Raw genomic sequence first — 26,369 nt, 5'->3', positions numbered from 1 at the left:
AGCGGCACATGCGGCATTACTGCTAGCTGATACACCGCTTCGCGAGCAGGCTCGCTCCCACAGTGGTCCAGCGGTGGAAAACAGGACTCCCTCCTCCCAACTGATCTTTTGCTCACTTTTCGCGGAACCGTCATCGGCGTAATCACCACTCATCCGGTGAATACGCTTACCTCGGAGCAACCGCCATGTCTTCTATCGATGCCATCCAGCGCCGTCTCGATACCTATTTCCAACGCGCCAGCGACAACGTCAACAACGCTGCAATGAACGCCGCCGAGAGCCAGTCCCTCGACGATATGCACTCGTTCGTGACCAGCATGAACGGCATGTCGGTCGCGGTGAACGCGGCCACTCAACAGACCACCGCCCACCACAACCTCGCCAAGGCGATCATCGATGCAATGCCATGAGCTGCGCACACAGCTCGCCCGCTGGAACGCCGACGTCGACGTCGACGGCGCGGAACATTTCGCCATCGTCATCGATGATGGCGAAGCGATCTTCAAGAAGCTGGATGACGGCCTGCTGGTATCGGTCGAGTTGAATTTCCCGCCGGGCAACGAAGGGTCCCTGGAAGACCTTCTGCGGCTGGCGCAGCCAAGCCTCTCGCGATTCCCCGGTGCGTTGGCCCTTTCGCCCCAGGACGAGCGTTTATGGCTACTGGCGCAACTGGCGACAGACGCGCACATCGACGACCTGGTCGAAGTGCTCGAAGCGCTGCTCAACCAGCGGGACACCTGGCAATCGATTCTCCATAAAGAACAACGTGCCGTGGCGCGACGCCCCTCGCACTTTCACTCGCTCGGAACAGGAATCCGCCATGCCTAACAGGTGGCTTGCACCGTACCGCTCGATGGCCGCCGGCCAGGTACACTTTCGCCGGTCCATCGTCCGTCGCTGGACCAAGGCATCGCTGCTTGCACTGGCATTGGCCGGCGCGCTGGGCGCGGGCATGCCGATCGAAGCGGCGGTACCGACCGACTGGAAAAACACGCCCTACGCCTACGATGCCCAGAACACGCCCCTGCCCAAGGTACTTGGCGACTTTGCCAATACCTTCGGGGTGCAACTGGTGCTCGATGGCACCGTGAAAGGCAGCGTCGACGGCCGGATGCGCGCCGAAAGCCCCCAGGCATTCCTCGACCGGCTCGGTCTGGAAAATCGTTTCCAGTGGTTCATGTACGGCAACACCCTGTACGTCAGCCCTTTGCAAAACCAGGATTCCACGCGCCTGGAAGTGTCCGCCGATGCCGCGCCGGACATCAAGCAAGCCCTGACCGACATCGGCCTGCTGGACCCGCGTTTCGGTTGGGGTGAGTTACCCGACGAAGGCGTGGTGCTGGTCTCCGGACCGGAACGCTACGTGCGCCTGGTGGCGCAGTTTGCCGAGGCGCGAAAGACACCTGAAGAGAAGCAGGAGGTGATCAGCTTCCCGCTGCGCTATGCCACCGCCGCCGACCGGAGCATCAAGTACCGCGGCGATACGCTGGTGATTCCCGGGGTTGCCAGCATTCTCAAAGGGCTGCTGGAAAGCCGCAGTGCGGTGTCCGGTGGAATGCAGGCGACCTCGCCCCAGGCCTCGTTCCAGAACATGCAGGCCCAGCAGTCCATGACGATGGGCAATATCGAGCAGTTGGCATTGAGCGGCATGGGCCGCCCGAACACCAACCGCGTGCAAGGCCCGGAAAGCGCTGGCAAGGGCGGCCGCGGTCGGATCCGCGTCGAAGCCGACGTGCGCAACAACGCAGTGCTCATCTACGACTCGCCCAAGCGTCGGGAGATCTACACGCCGCTGATCCGTGACGTGGACGTGCCACGCAAACTGGTAGAAATCGATGCAATCATTCTCGACATCGACCGCACCCAACTGGCCGAACTGGCGTCGAACTGGAACGTCGAGAGCGGCGATCTGATCGGCGGCGCCTCGATGATTCGCCCAGGCGCCAGCTCGACGGTATTCATCCAGGACTACGGCGACTTTTCCGCGCAACTGCGAGCACTGGAAGGTCGCGGCCTGGCCTCGGTCGTGGCGAATCCATCAGTACTGACCCTGGAAAACCAGCCAGCGGTCATCGACTTCAGCCGGACCGAGTACATCTCCGCCATTGGCGAACGGGTGGCCACCGTCGAGCCCATCACGGCCGGCACCAGCCTGCAGGTCGTGCCCCACACCATCGAGACCGGCGGCCGCAACCAGATCCAGATGTTCCTGGACATCGAAGACGGCAAGATCGAGCCCTCGGAGGTCGGTCAGCAGACGCCCAGCGTTCGGCGAGGAGTGGTCAGTACGCAGGCGGTGATGGGGGAAAGCCGATCACTGGTGGTGGGTGGTTTTCATACCGAGGAAACCGGCGACAACCTCGAACGGGTGCCATGGCTCGGACGCATCCCGCTGATCGGACCGCTGCTGTTTTCCTCGACCACCCGCGAGACCAGCCGCCGTGAACGCGTATTCATCCTCACGCCCCGTCTGATTGGCGACCAGGTCGACCCGGCCCGCTACATCTCCGAGCTCGATCGTGAACAGGTGGACAGCGCAATGGCACGCCTGGAAGAGCGGCGCAACGGCACTCGCCCCATCGGTCGCATCGAGATCAGCGACGTGCTCGCCCAATTGGCCGATGGCAATATTCCGCCGACGTTCAAGCAAGCCGCCTCGATTCCTTACTCGGCCGACACGCTGTGCGCGTTGCAACCGGGGCTATCGCTGGACGCCGGGCGCGCCCAGTGGTTTGCCGGGCCGGACTACGGCATCGCCGTGGGCGTGGTGCGCAACGATGGCGACCGACGGTTGCGCTTCGACGAGGCCAGCTGCAGCACCCGCTGGACCATGGCCACCTCCGCCTGGCCGAAGGTGTGGCTCGAGCCCGGTGAGGAAACCGAAGTGTTCGTCGTCATGAGACAACCCAAGCGCACACCAGGTGGCGGGCGCTCTTCCCTCTTGCAAACCAGTGCGAGGATCACGCCATGAGTCGCACCCCGATGCTGCTCGTCTTGTTGCTGTGCCTGCCGGTTTTCGCCGGCTGCGCAAACCGTTGGGGCTGCCAGGGCGATGCCTGTAGCCGCGCCGAACCCGACAACGGCCGTCTGGTGATCTGGTGGTCGCCGGGTATGCGCGGCGGCCTGGGCTCCCCCGAACATCCGCTCGACCATTCGGTCGTTCCACTGGAGAACTGAAACGGTATGTCTTTTTCGGTACACAGCGTAAGCACCCGCCAGGCCTTTCAGAAAAACATCATCGCCGGCATCGCGACGTATTGGGAAATAGCCCCGGGCATCGAGTTCTGCCTGCGACGCGAGCCCCACAGCTTGGGGCTTGCGTTACAGATACAAAGCCAGGCGCTAGGCGTGAGCCAGGTGCGACGGGCGCTCGAACGACGCTTCGCCCACCCGAGTGACTACGCGCAACTGTTCCTGTTTCTCGATCCGCAGCGCGCGCTGGTGGTCTGGCAGGCGCTGCCCGAGTCACCGATCTCGTCGCAGATGCTCGACGAGATCCAGTCCCGGCAATTGTCGTTGCTGGGCCTGGAAGACCTTGACGATTATTCGGTTACTTACTGAAGGCCCGTGGCCGAGGGAGGCTTTGCATGACCACCACACCGCTCGCCCAGCGCTTGATCTCAGCCCTCGCGGAACACTTGCATGCGCAGCTGCAACTGGAGAGCGGCGTCTGCGCGCTGTATGACGCAAGCAACCGGGAAGCCGTGATCATCGAGCTGCCCGATCACGGCGATGTGGCCATCCTCCATTGCGCGGTCGATGTGCCAGCCCATGCACCTGGCCTGCATAAACGCCTGTTGGAGCTCAACTTTCGACTGGATCTGCTCGGCGGCAGTTGGCTGGCCCTGGACGAAAAGGGCAGCGTTCGCTTGTGTGCCCATTGGCCGTTGTCGATGCTCGATGAGGCGCAGTTCTGCCATTGGATCGTCGGTTTCATCGGCCAGGTCGGCGAGGTGCGCGCACGCTTGATGCCGTCCGCTACGCCAGCGGCCTTACGTCCAACCTCGCTCAATGCGAGCCGCACCCGACTGGTCTAGACAGCAAAAAACCGTGGCGAGGGAGCTTGCTCCCGCTTGAGGGCGAAGCCCTCACAAAAAAGGGCTGCTGCGCAGCCCATCGGGAGCAAGCTCCCTCGCCACGGGTACAGCGTTTTCCAACTCATTGCGTGTATTACCGAAGTTTCATCGCCTCACCTCCCTCCTGCATGACTCTCCTCGCAGTGTCCATGAAGCCCTTGGTGACTTCCGTCACCGTGTCGCTCATCAACTTGGCCATGTCGGCCGAGCTCTTGACGATCATCATTTCGCTCTGACGCTCCTCCATTCGCATCTGCATATCGAACTGCTTTTCCATCAACTGTTTTTGACGGGTTTCCATCTCGCTCATGAACGAGTCGGGCGTGCGAGGCGGCGCGGTGGAACCGGGGCTTTGGGTGTCATCCAGCGGTCGATCGTCAGACGGCGTAGCCGTGCGCTCGGCACCCCGTGTCCGGGTCCGGCCGCGCTGGTGAACCGCAGGGGGCGACGAAGACGAGCGACCCCGCCCATGCAGGCTTTGAGTGCCGGTACGCTGCTGGGCGTCGCGAGGCTGCTGGCTCAACGAGGGCGAGCGCGACGAGTGCAAGCCGTCGACGCCATGCAGGGCACCCGTGCCCCTTATGGAATTGGCCAGTGAATTGGGTTCAGGCATAGGGGAATCTCCACGAGTCGGTGTGTGCGGTAGGACTGCCGGCATCGCCCGGGCGATCCCGGGCTCACTACCTGAGTGGCATCCCGGTGCGCACCGGTTCCATCGACCTCAGCGCAGGTTCAGTTCCGGGATTTCGATCACCTCGCCCTTGGCCTCGTCATCCAGCTCGCGCAAGACCCGATAAATGTGCGCAACCGCCTGAAGCGTTTCCCGCGGGATATATCCGCCTACGTCTTCCTTGTAGATCGTTCGCGCCAGCCAGATGCATTGGATGACCGGGATACGCGCCGCCTTGGCTCGCTCGATCAGGGCACGCGCATCCGCATCGACGCCCTTGGTAATGAGCTGCGGCAACGGCGTTTCCTCCGGTCGATAGAGCAGCGCGACGGCGAAGTGCGTCGGGTTGACCACCAACACATCGGCCTCTTCCACCGGCTTGGTTTCCTTGCTGGCAGGTTGGTCGACCAACTGCCGGGCCAGGCTGCGTCGATGCATCTTGACGTGGGGATCGCCCTCCATTTCCTTGAATTCCTTACGCACCTCTTCTTCGCTCATACGCAGGCGCTTGGCGAAGAAATATTTCTGCAGGCCAAAATCGAGAATCGCCAGCACCAGCAACACGCCCAGACAGATGTGCATGATGTGCCGGAACAGGCTGGCGAGCCCGCGCCAATAGCCATGCAGGTCACCGTTGACCAGGCTGATCAACGACCCGAGGGCAGGCATCGTCACCAGGTAAAGCACGCTGGCGATGAACACTGCCTTGACCAGCCCCATGAACAGCTGGATCAGCGCCTGGGCGGAAAACATCTGCTGGGCCTGGTTCAACGGGTTCAAACGGTTCGGATCGGGGTGAAGAGCCTCGGGCGCGAACAGGAAGCCGAACTGTACCCAACCGGCGATCAGGCGCGTGGCGATTGCCAACCCGACGGTCATCAAGGTGAAACTGAGCAACACGCCACCGGCATGGGCCAGGGTTTCCTCGAAGGCGCGCACGAAGTCGCCGTCCAGCCGGTGCAACGGGAACAAAACCATTTCACCCAGCGCCTGCATGCTGTTGTCAGCCTGGGTCAATGCCACTTCGGTGACTGCCGTGAGTACCAACAGGCTGCTCAGGTCCTGGCTCTGGCCGACCTGGCCTTTTTTGCGGGCGTCACGGATTTTCTTCGGTGTCGCGCGCTTGGTCTTTTCCCCGCTGTCTTCACTCATGAACGAGCCCTTCCTTCAAGGCCCCTGCAACAGCAGGTGGAGCAGGTTGCGGATTTCCCCGTAACGGCCGAGACGGCCGGTCATCGCGTCCCATAACGTGGGCAGGTAGAACAGCAGGAAGCCCAGCCCGACCAGGCTTTTCGCCGGCATGGCGAGGACAAAGACCTGCAATTGCGGGCTATACAGGCTGAGCAAGGCCAAGGCGAACTCCACCAGCAACAGCAAGCCGATGAAGGGCGCCGCATAAAGCATCATGTGCATGAACATTTCGGCAAGCAGCCCGAGGAACACCCCGAAACCATCCGCGCCGGGCAACGGAAACCAGACCGTGGGCGACCAGACCAGGTAGCTGTCCCAGATCACCTGGGTCAGCGTGCCGATGCCCAGGGTGGCGACCAACAACAGGATCGTCATCTCCTTGAACAGGTGGCCCAACGGCGTCGTATCCGTGCCGAGTGCCGGGTTCAACTGGCCGCCGATGAGCGCACCGCGCTGGTTATCGAGCAAGGCCCCCACCGACTCGTACAGCCAGAACGGCATGGCCAGCAGCACCCCGAGCAGCAGGCCCAGCACCACCTCCTTGAACATCAACCCAGCCAGGGTCAGCCAACTGACCTGGGCATCAATCAGGGCCTGGCGGATGCCCGGCGCCGGCAACATGCCCAGGGCGAACACCACGGCATGGCGCGGCAGGCCTCGCAAATGCTGGAAGCAGAACACCGGGACCAGGTAAGCCACCGGATAGATACGCGCCATGCCAAGGGCGATCGACAGCAGCAAGTCGAAATAGGGAAGGAAGGCCTGGGTCGTCATCAGGTGCTGGCCATCAGTTCAAAAGCCCGACGCAACAGGCCCAGCAGCTCGGCGCCAATCCAGCGACCGGTGACCAGCAAGGTCAGCCCCACGGCCACCAGCTTGATGCCGAAGGGCAAGGTCTGGTCCTGAATCTGCATCAAGGCCTGCACCAGGGAAGTCAGCACGCCGACGATCACCGCGACAATCAAGGGCGGCGCGGACAGCAGGACCACCAGCAACATGCCTTCCTTGAACAACGTCATCGCGTCCATCGCATGCCCTCAGAGATAGGAGTAGAACAGGCTGTCGAGCAATTGCGTCCAGCCTTGCACGAGGACGAACACCAGCAGCTTGAGCGGCAACGAAATGGTCATCGGCGCGACCATCTGCATACCGAGCGCCAGCAGCAGGTTGGACACGATCAGGTCGATGACAATGAACGGGATGTAGATCAGGAAGCCCATCTGGAAGCCGGCCTCGAGCTCCGACAACATGAAGGCCGGGATCAGCAGCATCAGGTCGTCGCGACTGGCTTGCTCGGCGCGCTCCTTGGGCCACATGCGCTGGGTGTTTTCCAGCAGGTGGGTGAGGATGTCCGGGTTGGTATTGCGCGACATGAAGGCTTGCAGCGGTTTTACCGCGTTCAAGGCAGAACCCTGCAACGCCTCGGTATTGCTGAAATCCAGTGGCCGCTCCTTCAGCTCCTCGGCGATGTCGTGGCCGACCGGCGCCATGATGAACAACGTCGCCGCCAGCGCAATGGCATACAGCGCCATGTTCGGCGGCACCTGCTGCACGCCGATGGCGTTGCGGGTAATCGTCAACACGATGGCGATCTTGAGGAAGGCGCTGCAAATGATCAGCAACAAGGGAACCAATGAGATCCCGCCGATGAACAGCGCCAGCAGAAAGGGGTCGACCCCCTGGAAGCTCATCCAGCCACATCCACGCGAGTGATCTGCAGACCGAGCCGGCCATCAACTTCTACCAGTTCGCCGTGGGCCAAGGCCCGTTCGCCATGGAACAACGCCGCCGCGCCCGGCGCCACGCCCTGGACCTGGAGCACCGAGCCGGGTGCAAGGTCGCGTAACTCGCCCAGGGTCAGGCTCAAGTGGCCGCAACGTATCGTCAGCGCCAATGGCAGGTCGTCGAAACGCTCGCGGATGGCGGCAGGATCTGCAACCGGCGCCTGCGTGGCATCGGAGTCGACGGGGTAAGGCGCTGGTTGCTCGTCGACTTCAGGTGCCTGGACGTCGGGTTCGTAGCGAGTGGTGTCGTCCCAGTCGGGCGTCAGGATGTCGGTATCGGCGGTAGTGCTCATAGCGGTTTCCTCCAGAGCGAACAAGGTCAGGCGCAACGGCGCGGCACGGTCGTCTACCCGCACCCGAGCACATTGCCGGCCCAGGCGAATGATTCCCTGGCCGGATGGATCGAACAGGGGGGACTCCGGAACCAGCACGTCACCGGGGCGCAGCGCGGCCACCTGCCTGGCGGCCAACGTCAGGTGCCCCAATGGCAGCGGAACATCCAGCGCAAGGTCATCGCCCCAGGGCACATTCCGACGCTGCCAGGGCGCTGCGCCAAGCACCCCCAGCAGGGTCGTCCCGGCGATTTGCAGATGGCTCGTGGCACGGGCCGCGCCTGTTTTCACCTCGATCCGGCAGGCGATGCCCTCGACGACGTGACTGGCCAGCGGTCTCAGAAAACCGAATGCCTGCCGCAAGGACTCGCTCAGGGTTTGCTGGAACAGCGCCCAGAACCAGGCGTCATCCGCGCAAGGCTCGGCGGGCAGGACCACTGGGCACTCGCCGAACAGGCTGAGTACCGGACCGGGCTCGTCGAGGGCCAGGGCACCTTGCGCACACTCCAGCACAAACGACGTAGCTCTCGCCGCTCCGCTGGCCGGGGTCAGTTCCACCACGCCCGCTTCGCCCGCCACCTCGAACGGCAGACTGACGCCAGCCCCCAAGCGCTGCCGGGCGGCGGCGTCATCGCTGCAGATCGATCGCAGCGCCAATGCACGTACGCTCATGTCGCACTCGCCTCCTCTGCGGATGCCACGCGCACCGTCACCGGCTGGCCCAGGCTCTGACCCAACGCCTCTTCCAGGCGCCCGGACCGACTCGATAACCGCGCACGTACTTCTTCGGTTTCGCCACTCAGGCCAATGTCCCAGCCAGACGTTCCGGCGAGACGCTGCGCAGAGACCCTGATCCGTCCCAGGTGGGGAAGGTGCAGCAGCAGGTCCAATTGCTGGTCGAGCGTGGCCCGCAGACGCGGCGACAGCTGATCGACAAAGGCGTCCACTTCGCCGCTCTCCAGGCCCACCCACCCTGACAGGGAGCCGGCGCCGGCGGTGTCGTCCTCGCAACTGCCCCGAGGTGCGTCGACCCACTGGCGAAACCAGTAGCCGTCGCTGCGCCCGGCGATCACTTCGGGGTCGCGTTCGGAAGCGGGCGCAGGCTCGCGGGCCGCCGGACGGGTGGCCCGACTCACCTGGGCAGGCGCGTACTCATGCGCACGCGGCGCGTGCCGGGCGGATGCAGCCGGCGGTCCACCGCGTACCGTGCGTTCATTCATCATCGGGGACCTCCGTCAGGTACTCCATCATGGCGCCGAGCTTTTCCAGGTCACGCCTGCGCCCTTGTAATCGCTGCTGCGCGGCTTCGGTATGGCGTGCCTGCTGCGCCTGTTCCTCGTCCAGCGCCTGCAAGGCCCGCGCTTGCTCCGCCAACTCGCCGATCAAGCGCCGCTCCTCGGTGCTCCAGGCATTGAGTTCGCAAATGCTCAGCGCACGGCCACGGTGCTCGCCGTAGAGGGCCTCGCGCTGAGCCGCCTGCTGCTCACAGGCTGCCTGCCAGCGCGCCCGCGCGGCGGCGAACGCGGCCTGGCGCTCGCGCAAAAGCTCGCGCTGCTGGCGCCAGGCCCGTTCGGCTTGCGCCTCGCGATGCCGGCGCACCGGCGCCAGGGCGTCCAGATCAGCCCGGGACATAGGCGGTCAATTGCTGGAGGTGGGCCAATGTCGACGTGAACATCTCCGGCTCACGCAAGTCCTGGCGCAGGAATGCGTCCAGGGCACCGCGGGATTCCACCGCCAGGTCGGTCAAGGGGTCGGCGCCGGCCTGATATTCCCCCAGGCGCAGCATCAATTCGATCTGCTCGTAGGCCGACAGCAACCGCCGCAGATTGATGCCCGCTCGAAGGTGCTCGGCCTCGGCGACATTGGCCAGGGTTCGCGAGAGACTGGCCAACACGTCGATCGCCGGGTAATGACCGCGCTCGGCGAGTTTGCGCGACAGCACGATGTGACCATCAAGCAGCGAACGCACTTCATCCGCCACCGGATCGTTCATCGAATCCTGTTCGATGAGCACCGTATAAAGCGCGGTGATCGCCCCCTCATTGCTCAACCCGGCCCGCTCGACCAGACGCGGCAGCAGGCTGTAGACCGAAGGAGGCAAGCCGCCGCGACCCAGCGGTTCGCCAGCGGCGAGGCCGATTTCCCGTTGGGCCCGGGCGAACCGGGTCAGCGAGTCGATGAGCAGCAGGACGCGCTGGCCGCGGGCGCGAAAGCCCTCGGCCAAGGCCGTGGCGGTGAATGCCGCGCGGGCCCGTTCCATGCTGGACCGGTCGGAGGTGGCGCATACCAGGACTGCACGAGCGCGCAATTCATCGTCCAGTTCATGGTCGAGAAATTCGCGCAACTCGCGCCCGCGCTCACCGATCAAGCCGAAGACAATGACATCGCAGTCAACGTTGCGGGCGATCTCCGCCAACAATGTGGTCTTGCCGCAGCCGGCGCCCGCGAACAACCCGACACGCTGGCCTTCGCCAAGTGTCAGCGGGCCATCGATGGCGCGTACACCGGTCATCAAGGGCTGTTGAATGCGCGGTCGCGCGGTCGGCGCAGGCGCCTCGCCAATCACTTGCGAGGCCTGCAGCACCTGCGCGCCGGCGAAAGCGCCCACGCCACCGTCCAACAGGGGCCGACCGAAGCCGTCCAACACTTGCCCAAGCAATTGCGGGCCGACAGTCACCCGATGGGGCATGCCCAGCGGCTCCACGACAGCGCCGACCCGCACGCCCTCCAGGCCACCCAAGGCGCTGAGCAAGGCATCGTGACGGTCGAAGCCGACGATTTCGGCGAGCAACGGCTCGCGCGCGTCACGTTCGACCTGGCAGAGGTCTCCGATCTGCGCTCCCGGCAGCCGGCATTGCAACAAGATGCCGCTGACCCGCTGTACCTGTCCGCGCACCATGACCGGCGAGAACCGACGCAGATGCGCCCGTTGGCCGGCCTCCCAGCTCTCCAGTCGTGCAATGGCCGCCTGCGTCATCACCAGGTGACCTCGTAGCGTTGCTCACCTTCGAAGGTGACCTTGCCGGCATCGATCGCGGTCAGGCGCAGCCCATCGATCTGGTCGCCCAGAAACAACCGGCGGCCGTCGGACGTGACGACGTGGCCATGTTTGCCGCCGACGATCTGAGCGATCTGAAACGGCAGTTGACTCAGCCGCTCCCTGACGTTGGTCGTGATCGCGACCGACGTATCGTAGCGGGCATGGAAACGCTCGATCAGCCGTTCGACCATCGCCAGGCGTTGACGCGGCAACTCACCCACCAGGGCCAGTCGGCCGTCCTGGACCTCGGTCTGCACATGGGCATCCAGGTCACGCTCCTGAAGCATGCGATCGAGCTCCAGGCGGACCGCCTCGACAGTGTCCAGGGCCACCTTGGCCGGCTTGAGCTGTTGCACCGCGCCGGGCGCCACAGTCGGTGCCGGCTGGCTGGTGAAGGCCAAGGCGCTGGAGGCAACGGTAATCACCGCGGCAGCGATGCCCAGGCGCTTGGTCCAGGAAGGCCGCGCCGCGGCCCTTTGCGGTTCGCGCTCTACCGCCAGGTGCGCCGCATCATCCAGGGCTGCTTCTTCAGGCCAGGGCTGATCCGCCGGGGCCAGGCACAACCAGACGCCAGCGATAGAGAAAGGCGCATTGCTTTGCAACGCCCCGGCGGGAATCCAGGGCTGGCCTTGTGCATCACAGACCTTTCCCTCCAGCGAGTCCAGCAGCCATTGGCCCTGAACCTGCCTGAGGGCCACGTGATGTGCGCAGATACCTGGATCGTATAACGCCAGGTCGGCGTCTTCCGCCGCTCCCACTACCCATTGCTCGCCCACCAGCGGCAACGCCGCACCTCGGTGCAGACCACTCAATACACGCAGCTCGAACATGGCCAACTCCTCAAGGCGCGACGGGGGTGCGCCCACAATCCGGTTAAACGACGGGGCACGGGTGGCCCTCGTCCACTGTCACAGCCAGGCCATCGAACGCGCCTGGATTTACATCGTTACCCGTGGCAGCGCTGCCCGCGCGCCGAGGGGGAAAAAACCCTCATGCGGCGTCCTCGATCCGCAGTTGTTCCTGCTCGAGATCGAAGCGCCCCAGCACGGTGACCTGGGCATTGCTGTGCAACTCGCTGAAGGCAAGCACGGGCACGTGATTGAACTCGTCACGCAGCAAGTCACGCAGCGGCGCGCGCAAGTCCTGGGCGACCAACAGCACCGCCACGCGTTTGGCCCGCAACGGGAAGCCTTCGCGCAGCTGCAAGACCAAGGCGCGGGTATGTACGCTTTCCAAGGCAAAAAAGGTTTCCGTCTGGGTCTGGCGCAGCGCGTCGCGCAGCAGCCCTTCGGTTTCCGGCGTCAGCAGCCAGACGTGCAAGCCGTCTTCATCGCGGTACTGGTGATAGATCTGCGATTTCAGGGCGATACGGGCGTAGTCGGTGAGCGCACCGACATCGCGCTCGTGCTGCCCATGCTCGATCAACGACTCGGCGATCAATCGCACCGCCCGCAGCGGCACGCCTTCGCCTGCCAAGCGTTGCAGCACGGCGGCGAAACGGGCCAAGGGCATGGTCCGCTGCAGCTCTTGCACCAGCTCTGGCTGTCCGGCTTCTAGCCAGCTGAGGATCGACTTGCTTTCCTGCAGCCCGAGGAACTGCGGGCCGGTGGCAAACATGGCCCGGCTCATGCGTTCCACCAGCAGCTCCCCCGCCGGCACCGCTTCCACGCGCTCGTCCGCCAGAAGCGGGTCGCCGGGGGCCAGCCAAAGCCATTGATGCTCGTCACGCACTTCGCTGCCGACCCGGGCATCCTGCGGCTCGAATGGCAGCGGCCCGCGCGCCACGGCCACGCGGTCACCGAAGGTCGCCCGCAACATCGGCACTTCGTGCACGCAGAACCGGAACTCGTCGTCTTCCAGCTGCGTGCTGTATTCGATCTCGAAGGGCGGCAAGGTCAGGCCAAAACCTGCGACCAGCGCGTTGCGCTTTTTGCGGATCGACTGGATAACGTCCTCGGCGGCCGGGTTGCCTTCCATCGCCTTGGAAAATTGCAAGAGATAGGCCCGGGTCGGGTCGAAGCTGCGCAGGTCCTCGGCGCCATTGTGTTCCGGCGTGACGACCGTTTCAGACTGCTCCGCCTGGCGGGCCTGTTTTGCCCGGCCATGCAACTGGATGATGCCCGCCGTGCCGGTGATCAAGGCGATCACGATGAATACCAGCGTCGGCATGCCGGGCAACGCGGCGAAGCCGAGCATTCCCACCGAAGCGATGACCCAGGCCTTGGGCTCGGCGGTCAACTGCTTGGCAATTTCCTTGCCTACGCTGCTGCCGGCAGGCTGTCCTTCCGGCGAGACGCGGGTGATGATCATGCCGGCGGTCAGGGAAATCAGCAGGGCCGGAATTTGCGCGATCAGACCGTCGCCAATGGTCAACACGGCGTACAAGTGCATCGAGTCGGACGCGCTCATGTCATGCTGGACCATGCCGACCGAGAAGCCACCGATGAGGTTGATCACCACGATCACCAGGCCCGCGATAGCGTCGCCCTTAACGAACTTCATCGCCCCGTCCATCGCCCCGAACAGTTGGCTTTCCTTGTTCAGTTCCTCGCGACGGCGACGGGCTTCGCTGACATCGATGAGGTTCGCCCGCAAGTCGCTGTCGATGGACATCTGTTTGCCAGGCAGCGCGTCCAGCGTGAACCGCGCCGCCACTTCGGCGACCCGCTCGGAGCCCTTGGTGATCACCAGGAAGTTGACCACCGTCAGGATAAGAAAGATGACCAGCCCGACCGCAAGGTTGCCCCCCACCACGAAATTGCCGAACGCCTGGACGATATGACCCGCGTCGCCCTGGAGGAGAATCAAGCGCGTGGTCGCCACCGACAGCGCCAGCCGGAACAAAGTGGTCAGCAACAGCACCGCCGGGAACGAGGAAAACGCCAACGGACGCGGCAGGTACAGCGAGAGCACGATCAGCAGGCAAGAGATGCAGATGTTGATGGCGATCAGCGCATCGACCACCGCCGTCGGCAACGGCAGGATCAGCATGAACACGATGCCGAGCACCACGAACGCGCCGGCCACCTCGATACGTTGCACCGCCGCCTGGGCGACTTTGTTCAGCATGGCGATCATGGACGCGCTCCAATAACCGGTTCGGCGGTCTGTCCACGGGTCTCGCCACGGGAACGCTCATCGAGCAGCACCAGCAGATTCTTCAGCGCGCTCTGGCGGCTTTTCGCATCGCGCCAGAGCGCCAGCGGCAAACGCTTGAGCAAGGGGTACAAGCCGTTCAAGGAGACCAGTTGGTCGCGCTCCTGATCGCCGCCCAATTCACGGCCGATGCGACGCACCTCCGCCGAAGACAGGCCGCTGCTGACAAATCCCAGCATGCGCTGGAGCAACAGCACGGCCGTGAGCTGGCTGGCCGGGCAACTGTAGGCCAGTTGCTCGAGCAAACGGCGACAGCTTTGCAGCACGCTGCTCAGTTGCGTCGAGGCAGCGAGGCCGATCAGCAACGTACGCAACAGAGCGGTAGGCCGCGAAGGGGCATGGGCGGCGATGTCATCAGCCAGTGCGCGGCGCATCATGTCGAGCCCCGAGACGAATGCCGCTTCGCCGAACAGGCCAAGCAACGCCTGCATCATGGTGGGCAAGGATTGCTTGAGCACCACGGTGTCGTAATAGAGGCGCCGTACCGCCTGGCGCAGTTCCGGATCGCCACCGGAGGCCCGCAGGGCCTCGGCGATGTTCATGCCGGCCTGGATCTGCGCACCATAACGCTCGCGCAACAGTTGCAGATAGTCGCGGGCACGCTTGGCTTCGACGAGACGCCCCTGCGCCTCGGCGTCCAGCAGTGCCTGCTTCAGGATCAGGTCGGTGCGGGCCGGATCTCCGCCAGTCGATTGCACCAGTTCTTCAAGTACCGGCTGGCCACCGAGCAAGACGCCGGCCTGGGCAGCCATGGCCCCCAGGCTCTGCTTGCCGGGGTGGCCGAGTTGGTCGTACCACTCCTCCAGTTGCTCACGGGTCTCGACCCGCACCTGGCCCACCTCGCTGCGGGCATTACGGATGCGACGCTGGTTCAGCGCCTTGGTATTGCGTTCCACATGATGGCTGAAGGTCATGCCGACCTCCTCCATCGAACTGGACTGCGTGGCCTGCGACGACTCGACAGGCCTGCCAACGCCCGCGACAGCCGAAACGGCCTGGGCGAGATTGGCGGCAATGTGCGCATTTGTCGGGGCTTCTACTTTCATGATGGCCGGGAGCGTGGTTTCGGACGCTCAGTGGGTGGCGGTGATCCACCATTCGGTTCCATCGCCATCACGGGCTTTTCTAAAGCGAACGACCGAGTCGTCCGCGGGCCGTTTCCCGAAGAGCCGGTCGGTGCAATTTCATGCAGTGGACTTCCGGAAAGCCGTGCACGCCCTTGCACAAATAGAGCACTTGCACTAATAAAAAGTCCTTAAATTTCATTTAGATAAGTGTTAAATCCGGCTTGGCACAGGTCCTGCTGAAGGGGAAACGTCGACACACCCGTCGACATCAGGGAACCCATTCAGAGGGATTTATTGATGAACAGCCTGAACCTCATGCTTCCCCCGCAAACCTCACCGACACGTCCGAGTGCGCCCGGTGTCAGCTTCGGCGAGGAGCGTAAGCTGCGTCTGTTTGTGCAAAAGCGTGTACTCAATCAAGACGACGCCGACGACATCATCCAACTCACGTATCTGGAAGCCTGGCGCAACCAGGAAAAATTCAAGGGGTTGGCCAAGCCGGACACCTGGCTATGCGGCATTGCCTTGAACCTGATACGCAATCACTTCCGCCGTTTCTATGCGCAACCACCACTGAGCACGTTCGACGAAAGCGATTTTCACGAATCCAGCGACGACATCGACCTGAGTGAATTGTGCGACAACCGGCGGCTGCTGGACCGGACGCTGCTGGCGATGGACGCCCTGCCCAAGGACATGCGCGACACCTTGTGGACCGCCGTGGACACCGAGAGCAGCTACCGCGATGCCGCCGACCGGCTGGGCGTGCCCATCGGCACCGTGCGCTCACGATTGTTTCGGGCCCGTGAACAACTCAAGAAAAGCGTCTATGGAGAAACCCGGCCATGACCAGTAATCGTTTGAACAGCCGAGCCGACCTGCCACGTGGCGTACGTCGCTATACGCCCGATGACCTGCCGGTGATGACGGATATCTTCAACGAAAGCGCTCTGGGGGGAACCAGTTCCCCCGTACTCAGAGCGTTTTCCCTGAAGGAAATGACGTTCTTCGTCGATTGTTTCGTCAAGGAAGGTGACCCGATCTACGTGCTCGAGCGCGGCGGCGAGGTGGTCGCCTGGTTGATCGTCAACCGCTTCTGCTGGGGTGCCCAGGCCTGCCGGTTGACCGGCGAAGTATCGATCTATGTGCGCAACGACCACATTGGCAGCGGCGTCGGCATTCGCCTCGGCCAGGCCGCTGTGGTGTTGGCCAGACGTTATGGTTTCGAGACGCTGGTGGCCTGGATCATCGAGCACAACGAGGCGAGCAAGCGGGGCGTGCAAGGATTGGGAGCGACACTGTGGGGACGTTTCCCGGGTATCGCCCGATTCGCTGACAAACGTGCGGATGTGGTGCTCTATGGATTGGACCTGATGCCTATCGACACCACACCCGTCAGCGCTTCAGTGCCTGCGAAGACAAGGGAGGCCAGCCTGGCCTGAATCAACGGCTCGTCCGGCAAGAGGCCGGGCGAGCCGTTGCCACTTTTTGCACTGGCAACCGTTGATCTCGTGGCGATGACTCACCCGCAAACCCACTTGGCCACCGGGTCAATCCACCGACCAACGCACCGGCAACGCATCCGGCCCCCTGAAATTGGGTACATAGCACCAGCGTACGGCGCTGGGCTCCACCGCCAGTTGCAGCCCGGGACAACGCCGCAGCAAGGTCGCCAAGGCTATCTCCAGTTCCTGCCTCGCCAGCGAAGCCCCCAGGCAGTAATGAGTACCTTTGCCAAAAGACATGTGCGGGCAGGCCGGGCGAGTGATGTCCAGTGTGTCCGGATCGGCGCACATCGCCTCGTCACGATTGGCCGCCCCCACCACCGCCACCAGCAGTTGCCCCCGCTGCAAACGCTGTCCGGCCAGTTCCGTGTCCCGGGTGACGAAACGAACCATGGCCCGTTCCACCGCCGAGTCATAACGCAAGAACTCTTCCACCGCGTCGGGCATCAATGTCGGCTCATCCCGCAATTGGATCAATGCCTCAGCATGCTGCACGAGCGTGTGCACGGCATTGCCAATCATCGATGCCGAAGTTTCGTGCCCGGCGATGATCAGCAGCGCGATCATGCTGCACAGCTCACTTCGGCTGAGCATACTGCCCTCTTCCTCGACCTGGGCCAGGGCCGACACCAGATCGTCGGCCGGTTGGGCCCGGCGCTGCTCGATCAAGGCGAGCATGTAGTGGGCAAATTCTTCGTAGCAGCGCTGCAGTTCGCTCAGGTCATGGCCCACCTGCCGGACAATCATGTGGGACCAGCGGCGGAAATCGTCGCGATCCTGAGCAGGGACGCCCAGCAGTTCGGCGATGACGGTAATCGACAGAGGAAAGGCATATTGGCTCACGACGTCCATCTGTCCGCTCGACTGCACTGCGTCCAGCAACGTCTCGGCGATTTGTTCGATGCGCGGTCGCATGGCGTTCACTGCCTTCAAGGTGAAGGCCTTGTTGACCAGGCGACGCAGGCGGCGATGGCTCTCCCCGTCGCGGTTGAGCATGTGCTCATTGAGAAATGCGATGGACTGCTCGCCGCCGAGCATCGCCGCGAACCGCGGATCGATGCGCGACGGATCACGGGCGAAGCGTTCGTTGTCCAGCAGGACCTCTTCGACTTCCCGGGCACCGGTGACGTACCACATCGGCAACTGCCCGTCGGGCTGGCTGAGGAACACCGGAGACGCCTGGCGCAGCGCCGCATAGTGCCGATAAGCCTCGCCGCGAAACGCGTCGCTATTCAAATCAAGGGTCCGCTCGTACGCCATGAACACTCTCCAGAGGAAGGAATCGTTGCCCATGAGTGGCTGGACTGGCGCAAAAAGATCCCTGCCAGCGCAAGCTCGCCCACCAGCCCCCTATCGCCTGTCACTGGATGAACCGTTTGCCCGGCCAGCGTCACTCAAGGGGAAACCCAACCCCGCGTGGAGCTGACATGACGCATGCACTTGCCATCCATGGCCACTGTGACCCTCGCTTCGAGCCGGTCAGAGAGGCTTTTATCCAACTGATGAAAAGCCCTTTCGAACGCGGCGCCGCCCTGTCCATCCAGATCGACGGCGAAACGGTGATCGATCTGTGGGCCGGAATTGCCGGGCCGGAACCGGACGTCCAATGGCAGCGCGACACCCTACTCAACCTGTTCTCTTGCACCAAGCCGTTCACCGCAGTGGCGATCATGCAGCTGGTGGGCGAAGGACGCCTGGACCTCGACACGCCGGTCTGCCGCTACTGGCCCGAATTCGCCAACGCCGGCAAAGCGTCCATCACCGTGCGCCAGGTACTGTGCCATCGCGCCGGGCTACCGGCGTTGCGCACTCCCCTGGCGCCGGAAACGCTTTACGACTGGGACACCATGGTCGACCTGATCGCCGAGGAGCGGCCCTGGGCCGACGCCGGCAAACAGCAAACCTATTCGCCGCTGCTGTTCGGCTGGATTCTCGGTGAATTGCTGCGCCGGGTGGATGGCATGGCCCCGGCGCAAAGCATCCACCAGCGGGTGGCGCTGCCGCTCGGGCTGGATTTCCTTATGGGCCTGGACGACGCGGACATCGCTCGATGCGCCTACATGGCGCGCACCAAGGACGACGTCGATGACGAGGCCTTTGGTCGAGTGCTGCAGTTCGTGCTCAACGAGCCGACGGCCATGAGTTCATTGGCCTTCGCCAATCCGCCGATGGTGCTGGGGCGCAGTAACGAAATCGGCTGGAAGCGCATGACCCAGCCGGCGGCCAACGGCCACGGCAACGCCCGCAGCCTGGCGGCGTTCTACGCCGGCCTGCTGGACGGACGCCTGCTGGAATCACCGCTGCTCAACGAAATGCTGTGCGAGCACAGCGCCGAATACGACCCGACGATCCAGACAGCCACCCGTTTCGGCCTGGGCGTCATGCTCGATCAGCCGGACGTGGCGAACGGCAGCTACGGCATGGGAGCGAGCGCGTTCGGCCACATGGGCGCCGGTGGCACCATCGGCTTTGCCGACCCGGAGCGCGGCGTGGCCTTCGGCTTCGCCTGCAACACCATCGGTTCCTACGTCCTGATGGACCCTCGCGCACGCGGCCTGGCGAATGTTGCGATGGGTTGTTTGTAGGACCGGATGATGTTCGGCTCAAGCCTGAGGATGTATGTGGCGAGGGGATTTATCCCCGCTGGGTTGCGAAGCGACCCCCCAAGCCTGCCGCCGCGGTATGCCTGGTCTATCGCATTCAACCTTTTTGGGGTTGCTGGGCAACCCAGCGGGGATAAATCCCCTCGCCACAAATTCATTTACTTTTGGGCTTAAAACCCACAGCCACCAGCCCGCTCACACTCCCGGCGGCACCACCGCTTCCGCGACCTGCGGCTCGGCCACGCCGGTCTCAGGAGAAGCAGAGACTTGCTCTTCACCGCCGACCCGGGGCAACGCGGCCTTGGCGATCATGTCCGGTTGCGCCAGCAACTTGCGCGATGCTTCCACCGGCATCAGCAAACGCCCCCTTACGCGGCCACGGCCGGCCGGGTTGAGCATGCGCAACTCCCGCTCATGCACCCCCGACAACTGCGCCAGCTGCGCCAGGTCCACCGGCTGCGCCAAGGCGACCATCTGGAAGTACGGCTGGTCGGCAATGGGGGCCAGGCTCACGCCGTAGTCTGCGGGAGTGTTGATCAGTTGCGATAAAGCCAGCAGCCGCGGCACGTAATTCTGGGTCTCGCCGGGCAGTGACAGGTTCCAGTAATTGGTCGCCAGGCCACGGGCGCGGTTACGCGTGATGGCGTCGCGTACCCGTCCTTCCCCGGCGTTGTAGGCAGCCAGCGCCAGCAGCCAGTCACCGTCGAAGTAATCGTGCAAGTAAGACAGGTAATCCAGGGCAGCCCGGGTGGAGGATGGAATATCCCGGCGCTCATCGTAGTCACCATGCTGCTGCAATTGGTAACGGCGTCCGGTGGCTGGAATGAACTGCCAGAGCCCCAACGCCTGCGCAGGCGAACGTGCATTGGGATTGAACCCGCTTTCGATTGCCGGCAGCAAAGCCAGCTCCAGGGGCATGTTGCGCTTGCTCAGCTCGCCCACGATGAAGTGCAGGTAACGGCTACCGGCACGGCCGGTCTGGGTAAGAAAAGCCGGGCGTTCCATCAACCAGCGACGCTGCTCGTCGATGCGGGCCACGCCCTGGGTTCTGGTCTGCAAGGAAAACCCCTGGCGCATCCGCGCCCACAGACTGCCGCCGCTTTGCGGAGATGACTCACCAATCTCGATGATCGTGTCCGTGGGCGCCGGCTCAAGCCAGCGTAGCTGCGCGCGGTAAGGCTCGTTGGCGAAACGGTCGCCAATGGTCAACTGCGGTTCGAGATGCTGGCATCCGTACAGCAAGGTCCCCATGGCCAGCATGGACAAACCTTTTGGAATGGATCGCAGAGCTGGCGAAGAGGCAAGTGATCGGGACATGGGCGGTCAACCTTGAATGAGGTGGCGCCATTGGGTGGCAGATCACCGGCCAGCGGTTCCACCGGTCAGTGGAACCGAAATGCCCCGGCTGTCACTCATCAGGGGCAGCAGGCGCTCGTCGGTGCCTGAATGACAATGCGAGGTCCATCATGGCGTCACCCACCTATTGCAAGCTGATCGATCAGCTGTGCGAACTCACGATGATTCCCAGCCCGTCAGCGTTCTACGAAGAGGCGAACCTGTCGGTCAAGAATGTGGACTTTTCCTTGAAGCACACGCCTGGCGTGGGCGAGGGAGACGTTTTTATCTACTGCGGCTTCGGCCCCCTGCCCGTGGCGAATCGTGAAGCGGTCCTGCAACGGCTGCTGGAAACCAACCTGTATCTGCTCAGCGGCGCGTTCTGTCCATCGCTGTCGTACAACCGCGACAGCAAACAGGTGGTCCTGATCGGCCACGTCCCGCTGGACGGCCTCACAGCCGAGCGCCTGCTCGGGCTGATGGGGGGTGCCGCCGACATGGCGCTGATCTGGCGGGACGGCTACTTCTTCGACGGCGCCAGCCCGAACCAAGCCGCCAAGCCCACCCAGCAAAAAACCACCCCGCGTAGCGCAGGGCTCAACAACGCCCTGTCGATCTAGGAAGGAGAACACGACATGCCAGCAGTATCAGTAGGCGGAACCTCAAGTTCGGCGCCGTTACCCCAACAGGACGATCGGATCACGCCGGTAAGACCCAGCCTGTCCGATCAGGTCCGCCCATCCACCACGCCCTTGGTGCCTTACCACTTTGAAGGGAAAGCGAGCGACAAGACCCAGGACACGCTCAAGACCAGGCAGCATCGCCTGACCGCATTGATCAAGGACCTCGGCAAGAAAAGCCCTGATAACGACCCCATCGGTTATGCGCGGCAGCATATGGCGCTGGAGGCCACCGTGCTGGACTTCGCACCAGGGACGAGCTTTCAAGACATCCAGAAGCACCTCGCCGAACTCGGCGGCACGCCCCACCCGATGCTGTCAGGCCAGGAAGAAACCGAAGCATTCGCCAAGGATTTCAACGAGTACCTGGCCAAGAACGAGGGCGACAGGGAAGAGAGCGGTGGTTTCAAAGCGGTCTGGGACAAGCACTGCGAGCGCGTTGGTAATACCCTCGGCGCCTATCATTCGCTGTGTCAGGAAGTGATCGATCAAACCCCGGGAGAAGGCGATCTCAAGCTGCTGCGCAGCAGTCATGAAGCCTTTCGCGGTTATGCCAAAGGCGTCACGCAAGCCATGACGCAAGACATGCCCCAACGGCTGAACACGTTCATGGAAAGCCGGATCGAGCACGCGCAACTAGCGGCGAACAACGAGAGCCTTCCCCAGGCCGACCGAGACAAGGCGAGGGATGAGTTAGGCCAGTTGCGTGAGGTCAACAAAGAGCTTGGCGGGTTGCTGAAGAAGGAGGACGACAAACCTAGCAAGCTGGCAGCGACGACGAAAAAAAACGAGGTGCTGGACACCGCGCTGAAGAACGTCGCACGCCAGGACTACGTGGCCGAACTCAAGACCCACAGCGGCTTCGTAACAGGCCTGGCTGTATTTGCCGACGCAGGAATCCCCCAAGGCTTCGCGTCTGCCGGACACTTCGGCGCCGCCACCGCGGCGATCGACGAGGCGATGGCGGACCAGTCCTTCGGGAAACATGTGGCGGCGACGTCAACCGTCCTGGGTACCGCCCACAAGGTAATCAGCGATGGCCTGCGCCCGTTTGTCCAGGTCGTCGTCGACAAGACGATCGGCCGGGGGCTGGAAAAGGTCGACCCGCTGGCGGTATACCCCAAGGCCCTGCAAGACATCACCGTGAACGGACGCCGGGTTGCCAACGCCCAACGTGAGACCATCGACGCGACACAGAGCGAAAAGCGCGCCGATTTCAAACTCAAACAGAACGCCAACAATTTTGGCACCATGAGCGGCGACTTCACCGGTTACCTCGCCTTCGGCGCGGCTCATGCGGTGAGGGACACGATAGATCAGTTCACGTCCGTCAACGCCTCCGGTATCGCGGCTCGCAGTGTCGCCTCTGCGGTAGGCGGCACCTTCATGGCGGGCGGACAGGCGGTTGCCAAATATGCCCAGACCCATGGCGATGAGCAAATCCCCACCTACCGCGTCACGAAGGAAAACCGCGAGTGGAAAGAACTCCTGCCCAAGGCGTTTGCCGAGGCGACTGGCAAGCTCAACCCGATCAGCATGGCCAATGTCAGTGACTTGGCCAACCGGATCGTGGGGGTGGGCCCAGGGATCGCCATGCGCACCGGAGTTGGGGATGCCGCCGCGGTGGGTGAAGACCCTGAAGTCAAAGAAAAAATGGAGCAGATCGTCACTACCTTCTTCTCGTCCGGCCTGACGCTGCTCCCATTTTTTGCCAACAGCGTGGCGGCACCGCTCGAGAACAAGGCACTGAGCGACGGCACTGACGACCTTGCCAAGCGGGCACAGGTACCGTGGCAGAACGTAACCAACCCTAACCGGGACACCCTGCCACACACCCAGACCGAAGGCTTGACCCGCAACCTGGAGAACGTCTATCACGTCACCCGCGGGCTGACCCAGATTGTTCCGCAGGGCAGCCTCTCCGCGCTCAACATCACCTCCGACTTTGCCAAGGGGTTGGTGACAAGGCCGAAAAAAACTGGCGCTGGCGACAACATGGAGCTGGCAGAACGCGGCGAAGCCCCGCCACAGAGCGGACCGTCCAACGAACCAACACCCACCCCTCGACCTAGCTGAGAAAGCCGCCGGACCATCGCTCGGTGGCCCGGCATCCCTCCGTCTACGCTGGCCGCAGGAAATTCCTGCGCCAGCCCTCGCGACACACCTCCCTTGGCACTTCGACCGCATCCCGTAGCGAGGGAGCTTGCTCCCGCTCGGCTGCGCAGCAGTCGTAAACCGGCCAATGCGGTATGACTGAATTACCATGGTGCCTGGCTTTTGGGGCTGCTGCGCAGCCCAGCGGGAGCAAGCTCCCTCGCCACGGGGATTCGCTCGGGTTGGGAAAAATCCTTCCGAGGAACGATGCGTCGGGAAGCGCTCGCGTGTTAAACAGGGGATCAACGGGACCGCTGCCACTCGCATAAGGAATGACCATGAAACGCCTGCTCGTCGCTTTCCTGTCACTGGTTGTCACCGCCATCATCGTCGCGGGCGGCTACCTCTACAGCAAGCAGCCCACGCGCCAGGGCACCGTGCAGCTGCAGGGGCTGCAAGGCTCGGTGACGGTGCGCTACGACGAACGTGGCGTGCCGCACATTCGCGCCGAGAACGAAACCGACCTGTACCGCGCCCTGGGTTATGTCCACGCCCAGGACCGACTGTTCCAGATGGAACTGATGCGCCGCCTCGCCCGTGGCGAGCTGGCCGAGATCCTCGGGCCGAAGCTGCTCGACACCGACAAGCTGATGCGCAGCCTGCGCATCCGCGAACGCGCTGCCAGCCATGTCGCCGAGCAGGATCGCCAGTCGCCGGCGTGGATCGCGACGCAGGCTTACCTGGACGGTATCAATACCTACCAGCAAACCCATACGCGGCCGCTGGAGTTCGATGTGCTGGGCATTCCCAAGCGGCCCTTCACCGCTGAAGACACCGCCAGCATCATTGGCTACATGGCGTACAGCTTCGCCGCCGCCTTTCGCACCGAACCGCTGTTGACTTACGTGCGTGACAAACTCGGTGCCGAGTACCTGAATATCTTCGACCTCGACTGGCAGCCTCAGGGCGTCCTTCAAAAAGATCCCGCAAGCGGTCCGTCCCTGACCAGCAATGACTGGAAAGACCTCAACGCCCTGGCGCGCCTGAGCGAACAGGCCCTGGCCGAAAATGGCCTGCCGCAGTTCGAAGGCAGCAACGCCTGGGCGGTTTCCGGCAGCCGCACGCACAGCGGCAAGCCCTTGCTGGCGGGTGACCCGCACATCCGTTTTTCCGCGCCGTCGGTGTGGTACGAGGCGCATTTGTCGGCGCCGGGTTTCGAGCTCTACGGCCAATACCAGGCGCTGGTGCCCTTTGCGACGCTGGGCATGAACAAGGATTTCGGCTGGAGCATTACCATGTTCCAGAACGACGACCTGGACCTGATCGCCGAGAAGACCAACCCGGACAACCCCGAACAGGTCTGGTATCGCGACCAATGGGTGGACATGACCCGCAGCGAACAGCAGATCGCCGTCAAAGGCCAGGCACCCGTGACCCTGGTGCTGCGCCAGTCGCCCCATGGCCCGATCGTCAACGATGCCCTCGGCGCCAATGCCGGCAAGACGCCGATCGCCATGTGGTGGGGGTTCCTGGAAACCCGCAACCCGATCCTCGACGCCTTTTACCAGCTCAACCGCGCCGACACCCTCGCCAAGGCTCGCAGCGCGTCGGCCAGGATTCACGCGCCGGGCCTGAATGTAGTCTGGGCCAACGCCAAGGGCGATATCGGCTGGTGGGCCGCGGCGCAGTTGCCCAAGCGCCCGGAGGGAGTGAAGCCCGGTTTTATTCTCAATGGCGGTAGCGCTGATGCGGAAAAACCGGGCTTCCAGCCTTTCACCAGCAATCCCCAGGAGGAGAACCCGGCCAGGGGATACGTCCTCTCGGCAAATTTCCAGCCGGTGCCGGCCAGCGGGATCGAAATTCCCGGCTATTACAACCTGGCCGACCGGGGCCAGGAGCTGGATCGGCAGTTGAGCGAAAAACAGGCCAAATGGGATATCCAGACCACCCAGAAGCTGCAATTGGGCACTACCACGGCCTATGGCCCGCGCCTGCTTGCGCCGCTGTTACCGATACTGCGCGAAGCGGTCAGCGACCCGCAGGAGCGCAAGTGGCTTGAACAACTGGCTGAATGGAAGGGCGACTACCCGCTGGACTCCACCAGCGCCACGCTGTTCAACCAGTTCCTGTTCGAACTGGCCAACGCCGCCCTGGGCGATGAACTGGGCGACGGCTTTTTCGAAACGGCATTGTCGACCCGGGTGATCGACGCCGCGCTGCCACGCCTGGCCGCCGCAAAAGACTCGCCGTGGTGGGACGACCGCTCGACATTGGGCACCGAAACCCGTACCGATACGGTGATCAAGGCCTGGAACAAAAGCCTGGTGCACCTCAAAGCCACCTTGGGCGAGGATGCCAGCCAATGGCAATGGGGCAAGGCCCACACCCTGACCCACGGACATCCCTTGGGCCAGCAGAAACCGCTGGACCGGGTCTTCAACGTCGGCCCGTTCGCCGCCCCCGGTACCCATGAAGTACCCAACAACCTCTCGGCCAGGATCGGCCCGGCGCCCTGGCCGGTGACCTACGGCCCCTCCACTCGACGCATCATCGACTTCGCCGACCCGACCCACAGCGTCACCATCAATCCGGTCGGCCAGAGCGGCGTGCCGTTCGACAAACATTATGAAGACCAGGCCGATGCCTACATCGAAGGGCTGTATCACCAGGCCCACCTCGCGGAGGAGGAAGTCACGGCCAACACCCGCGGCACCTTGAAACTGTTGCCCGCCAGGGCACAGCCCTGAATCCTTTCTTGACCGTCGGCAGGCTCGATCGCCATTGATGGTCAAGACTACAGGGGCCCAAACCCCGTTTACCTCAATGGAGTCCATGC

General features: G+C 63.3%; 26 protein-coding genes. 12 read left to right on the top strand and 14 right to left on the bottom strand.

Annotated features, from left to right (window positions below):
- The first annotated feature begins 185 nt into the window (after positions 1-185).
- Genes J3P94_RS02190 through J3P94_RS02165 form a run of 6 tightly spaced genes read left to right on the top strand, consistent with a single transcriptional unit; the run spans position 186 to position 4,037 of the window.
- Positions 186-410: a serine kinase gene (locus J3P94_RS02190; RefSeq protein ID WP_305498110.1), complete on the top strand. Its 225-nt coding sequence runs from the start codon at positions 186-188 to the stop codon at positions 408-410.
- A complete protein-coding gene (locus tag J3P94_RS02185; RefSeq protein WP_434571111.1) occupies positions 397-828 on the top strand; it encodes a type III secretion system chaperone in 432 nt (143 codons plus the stop codon). The genes J3P94_RS02190 and J3P94_RS02185 overlap by 14 nt, the downstream gene beginning before the upstream one ends.
- Complete coding sequence (gene sctC / locus J3P94_RS02180; RefSeq protein WP_434571110.1) at positions 821-2,971, top strand: type III secretion system outer membrane ring subunit SctC; 2,151 nt, start codon at positions 821-823, stop codon at positions 2,969-2,971. The genes J3P94_RS02185 and sctC overlap by 8 nt, the downstream gene beginning before the upstream one ends.
- Positions 2,968-3,177, top strand: coding sequence for an HrpT family type III secretion system protein (gene hrpT / locus J3P94_RS02175; RefSeq protein ID WP_434571108.1), 210 nt, complete (start codon positions 2,968-2,970; stop codon positions 3,175-3,177). Before sctC ends, hrpT begins: the two co-directional genes overlap by 4 nt.
- A 6-nt stretch (positions 3,178-3,183) precedes the next feature.
- Complete coding sequence (locus J3P94_RS02170; protein WP_434571107.1) at positions 3,184-3,561, top strand: type III secretion protein HrpV; 378 nt, start codon at positions 3,184-3,186, stop codon at positions 3,559-3,561.
- 26 nt (positions 3,562-3,587) lie between these two features.
- Entirely contained in the window at positions 3,588-4,037 is a 450-nt protein-coding gene (locus J3P94_RS02165) for a type III secretion system chaperone (RefSeq protein WP_434571105.1), read from the top strand.
- A gap of 133 nt (positions 4,038-4,170) precedes the next feature.
- Here J3P94_RS02165 and J3P94_RS02160 read toward each other — a convergent pair whose 3' ends face one another.
- The 12 genes from J3P94_RS02160 to J3P94_RS02105 all read right to left on the bottom strand — a co-directional run bounded on the left by J3P94_RS02160 (position 4,171) and on the right by J3P94_RS02105 (position 15,163).
- Positions 4,171-4,689 carry a type III effector gene (locus J3P94_RS02160; RefSeq protein WP_434571103.1) on the bottom strand — a complete coding sequence of 173 codons (519 nt, stop codon included), beginning with the start codon at positions 4,687-4,689 and terminating at the stop codon, positions 4,171-4,173.
- Positions 4,690-4,797: 108 nt separating this feature from the next.
- Positions 4,798-5,898, bottom strand: a complete 1,101-nt coding sequence (sctU, locus tag J3P94_RS02155; RefSeq protein WP_434571101.1) for a type III secretion system export apparatus subunit SctU — start codon at positions 5,896-5,898, stop codon at positions 4,798-4,800.
- 15 nt (positions 5,899-5,913) lie between these two features.
- Positions 5,914-6,711 (bottom strand): type III secretion system export apparatus subunit SctT, encoded by a 798-nt coding sequence (gene sctT / locus J3P94_RS02150; RefSeq protein WP_434571099.1) that lies wholly within the window; start codon positions 6,709-6,711, stop codon positions 5,914-5,916.
- Positions 6,711-6,965 (bottom strand): type III secretion system export apparatus subunit SctS, encoded by a 255-nt coding sequence (sctS, locus tag J3P94_RS02145; protein ID WP_305498097.1) that lies wholly within the window; start codon positions 6,963-6,965, stop codon positions 6,711-6,713. The genes sctT and sctS overlap by 1 nt, the downstream gene beginning before the upstream one ends.
- Positions 6,966-6,974: 9 nt before the next feature.
- Positions 6,975-7,628, bottom strand: coding sequence for a type III secretion system export apparatus subunit SctR (sctR, locus tag J3P94_RS02140; RefSeq protein WP_305498095.1), 654 nt, complete (start codon positions 7,626-7,628; stop codon positions 6,975-6,977).
- Positions 7,625-8,725 carry a type III secretion system cytoplasmic ring protein SctQ gene (sctQ, locus tag J3P94_RS02135; RefSeq protein WP_434571096.1) on the bottom strand — a complete coding sequence of 367 codons (1,101 nt, stop codon included), beginning with the start codon at positions 8,723-8,725 and terminating at the stop codon, positions 7,625-7,627. Before sctQ ends, sctR begins: the two co-directional genes overlap by 4 nt.
- Complete coding sequence (locus tag J3P94_RS02130; RefSeq protein ID WP_434571094.1) at positions 8,722-9,276, bottom strand: type III secretion protein; 555 nt, start codon at positions 9,274-9,276, stop codon at positions 8,722-8,724. Before J3P94_RS02130 ends, sctQ begins: the two co-directional genes overlap by 4 nt.
- Positions 9,266-9,685 (bottom strand): hypothetical protein, encoded by a 420-nt coding sequence (locus J3P94_RS02125; protein ID WP_434571092.1) that lies wholly within the window; start codon positions 9,683-9,685, stop codon positions 9,266-9,268. The genes J3P94_RS02130 and J3P94_RS02125 overlap by 11 nt, the downstream gene beginning before the upstream one ends.
- A complete protein-coding gene (locus tag J3P94_RS02120; protein ID WP_434571090.1) occupies positions 9,672-11,030 on the bottom strand; it encodes a FliI/YscN family ATPase in 1,359 nt (452 codons plus the stop codon). Before J3P94_RS02120 ends, J3P94_RS02125 begins: the two co-directional genes overlap by 14 nt.
- A complete protein-coding gene (locus J3P94_RS02115; RefSeq protein WP_434571089.1) occupies positions 11,030-11,923 on the bottom strand; it encodes an FHA domain-containing protein in 894 nt (297 codons plus the stop codon). Before J3P94_RS02115 ends, J3P94_RS02120 begins: the two co-directional genes overlap by 1 nt.
- Before the next feature lie 160 nt (positions 11,924-12,083).
- Positions 12,084-14,171, bottom strand: a complete 2,088-nt coding sequence (gene sctV, locus J3P94_RS02110; RefSeq protein ID WP_434571088.1) for a type III secretion system export apparatus subunit SctV — start codon at positions 14,169-14,171, stop codon at positions 12,084-12,086.
- Positions 14,168-15,163, bottom strand: coding sequence for a TyeA family type III secretion system gatekeeper subunit (locus tag J3P94_RS02105; RefSeq protein ID WP_434571086.1), 996 nt, complete (start codon positions 15,161-15,163; stop codon positions 14,168-14,170). Before J3P94_RS02105 ends, sctV begins: the two co-directional genes overlap by 4 nt.
- Before the next feature lie 450 nt (positions 15,164-15,613).
- On the opposite strand from J3P94_RS02105, the gene J3P94_RS02100 reads away from it, so the two are divergent.
- On the top strand, positions 15,614-16,165 hold the full coding sequence (locus J3P94_RS02100; protein WP_434571084.1) for an RNA polymerase sigma factor: 552 nt from the start codon (positions 15,614-15,616) through the stop codon (positions 16,163-16,165).
- Positions 16,162-16,758, top strand: a complete 597-nt coding sequence (locus tag J3P94_RS02095; RefSeq protein ID WP_434571082.1) for a GNAT family N-acetyltransferase — start codon at positions 16,162-16,164, stop codon at positions 16,756-16,758. Before J3P94_RS02100 ends, J3P94_RS02095 begins: the two co-directional genes overlap by 4 nt.
- A 108-nt stretch (positions 16,759-16,866) precedes the next feature.
- Here the strand turns inward: J3P94_RS02095 and J3P94_RS02090 are convergent, their stop codons facing one another.
- Complete coding sequence (locus J3P94_RS02090; RefSeq protein WP_434571080.1) at positions 16,867-18,081, bottom strand: cytochrome P450 family protein; 1,215 nt, start codon at positions 18,079-18,081, stop codon at positions 16,867-16,869.
- Between the two features lie 167 nt (positions 18,082-18,248).
- On the opposite strand from J3P94_RS02090, the gene J3P94_RS02085 reads away from it, so the two are divergent.
- A complete protein-coding gene (locus J3P94_RS02085; protein WP_434571078.1) occupies positions 18,249-19,406 on the top strand; it encodes a serine hydrolase domain-containing protein in 1,158 nt (385 codons plus the stop codon).
- A 213-nt stretch (positions 19,407-19,619) separates the two neighbouring features.
- Here the strand turns inward: J3P94_RS02085 and J3P94_RS02080 are convergent, their stop codons facing one another.
- Positions 19,620-20,684, bottom strand: coding sequence for a transglycosylase SLT domain-containing protein (locus tag J3P94_RS02080; RefSeq protein WP_434571076.1), 1,065 nt, complete (start codon positions 20,682-20,684; stop codon positions 19,620-19,622).
- Between the two features lie 206 nt (positions 20,685-20,890).
- Here J3P94_RS02080 and J3P94_RS02075 point away from each other — a divergent pair, with 206 nt between their 5' ends.
- The 3 genes from J3P94_RS02075 (at position 20,891) to J3P94_RS02065 (ending at position 26,280) form a co-directional block, all read left to right on the top strand.
- A complete protein-coding gene (locus tag J3P94_RS02075; protein WP_434571074.1) occupies positions 20,891-21,379 on the top strand; it encodes a CesT family type III secretion system chaperone in 489 nt (162 codons plus the stop codon).
- A gap of 213 nt (positions 21,380-21,592) precedes the next feature.
- Entirely contained in the window at positions 21,593-23,515 is a 1,923-nt protein-coding gene (locus J3P94_RS02070) for a type III effector (RefSeq protein WP_434571072.1), read from the top strand.
- 356 nt (positions 23,516-23,871) lie between these two features.
- Positions 23,872-26,280 carry a penicillin acylase family protein gene (locus J3P94_RS02065; RefSeq protein WP_434571070.1) on the top strand — a complete coding sequence of 803 codons (2,409 nt, stop codon included), beginning with the start codon at positions 23,872-23,874 and terminating at the stop codon, positions 26,278-26,280.
- Positions 26,281-26,369: the final 89 nt, after the last annotated feature.

The organism is Pseudomonas sp. Z3-8 (assembly GCF_051131975.1).
Lineage (GTDB): Bacteria > Pseudomonadota > Gammaproteobacteria > Pseudomonadales > Pseudomonadaceae > Aquipseudomonas.
The sequence above is the reverse complement of the archived record's forward strand: the minus strand, read 5'-3'. Positions and strand labels throughout refer to the sequence as shown.

Bases quoted from the DNA above. Each gene is read 5' to 3' on its own strand.
- J3P94_RS02190 (WP_305498110.1), top strand. From the start codon at position 186: ATGTCTTCTATCGATGCCATCCAGCGCCGTCTCGATACCTATTTCCAA.
- J3P94_RS02185 (WP_434571111.1), top strand. From the start codon at position 397: ATGCAATGCCATGAGCTGCGCACACAGCTCGCCCGCTGGAACGCCGAC.
- sctC (WP_434571110.1), top strand. From the start codon at position 821: ATGCCTAACAGGTGGCTTGCACCGTACCGCTCGATGGCCGCCGGCCAG.
- hrpT (WP_434571108.1), top strand. From the start codon at position 2,968: ATGAGTCGCACCCCGATGCTGCTCGTCTTGTTGCTGTGCCTGCCGGTT.
- J3P94_RS02170 (WP_434571107.1), top strand. From the start codon at position 3,184: ATGTCTTTTTCGGTACACAGCGTAAGCACCCGCCAGGCCTTTCAGAAA.
- J3P94_RS02165 (WP_434571105.1), top strand. From the start codon at position 3,588: ATGACCACCACACCGCTCGCCCAGCGCTTGATCTCAGCCCTCGCGGAA.
- J3P94_RS02160 (WP_434571103.1), bottom strand. From the start codon at position 4,689: ATGCCTGAACCCAATTCACTGGCCAATTCCATAAGGGGCACGGGTGCC.
- sctU (WP_434571101.1), bottom strand. From the start codon at position 5,898: ATGAGTGAAGACAGCGGGGAAAAGACCAAGCGCGCGACACCGAAGAAA.
- sctT (WP_434571099.1), bottom strand. From the start codon at position 6,711: ATGACGACCCAGGCCTTCCTTCCCTATTTCGACTTGCTGCTGTCGATC.
- sctS (WP_305498097.1), bottom strand. From the start codon at position 6,965: ATGGACGCGATGACGTTGTTCAAGGAAGGCATGTTGCTGGTGGTCCTG.
- sctR (WP_305498095.1), bottom strand. From the start codon at position 7,628: ATGAGCTTCCAGGGGGTCGACCCCTTTCTGCTGGCGCTGTTCATCGGC.
- sctQ (WP_434571096.1), bottom strand. From the start codon at position 8,725: ATGAGCGTACGTGCATTGGCGCTGCGATCGATCTGCAGCGATGACGCC.
- J3P94_RS02130 (WP_434571094.1), bottom strand. From the start codon at position 9,276: ATGATGAATGAACGCACGGTACGCGGTGGACCGCCGGCTGCATCCGCC.
- J3P94_RS02125 (WP_434571092.1), bottom strand. From the start codon at position 9,685: ATGTCCCGGGCTGATCTGGACGCCCTGGCGCCGGTGCGCCGGCATCGC.
- J3P94_RS02120 (WP_434571090.1), bottom strand. From the start codon at position 11,030: ATGACGCAGGCGGCCATTGCACGACTGGAGAGCTGGGAGGCCGGCCAA.
- J3P94_RS02115 (WP_434571089.1), bottom strand. From the start codon at position 11,923: ATGTTCGAGCTGCGTGTATTGAGTGGTCTGCACCGAGGTGCGGCGTTG.
- sctV (WP_434571088.1), bottom strand. From the start codon at position 14,171: ATGATCGCCATGCTGAACAAAGTCGCCCAGGCGGCGGTGCAACGTATC.
- J3P94_RS02105 (WP_434571086.1), bottom strand. From the start codon at position 15,163: ATGACCTTCAGCCATCATGTGGAACGCAATACCAAGGCGCTGAACCAG.
- J3P94_RS02100 (WP_434571084.1), top strand. From the start codon at position 15,614: ATGAACAGCCTGAACCTCATGCTTCCCCCGCAAACCTCACCGACACGT.
- J3P94_RS02095 (WP_434571082.1), top strand. From the start codon at position 16,162: ATGACCAGTAATCGTTTGAACAGCCGAGCCGACCTGCCACGTGGCGTA.
- J3P94_RS02090 (WP_434571080.1), bottom strand. From the start codon at position 18,081: ATGGCGTACGAGCGGACCCTTGATTTGAATAGCGACGCGTTTCGCGGC.
- J3P94_RS02085 (WP_434571078.1), top strand. From the start codon at position 18,249: ATGACGCATGCACTTGCCATCCATGGCCACTGTGACCCTCGCTTCGAG.
- J3P94_RS02080 (WP_434571076.1), bottom strand. From the start codon at position 20,684: ATGCTGGCCATGGGGACCTTGCTGTACGGATGCCAGCATCTCGAACCG.
- J3P94_RS02075 (WP_434571074.1), top strand. From the start codon at position 20,891: ATGGCGTCACCCACCTATTGCAAGCTGATCGATCAGCTGTGCGAACTC.
- J3P94_RS02065 (WP_434571070.1), top strand. From the start codon at position 23,872: ATGAAACGCCTGCTCGTCGCTTTCCTGTCACTGGTTGTCACCGCCATC.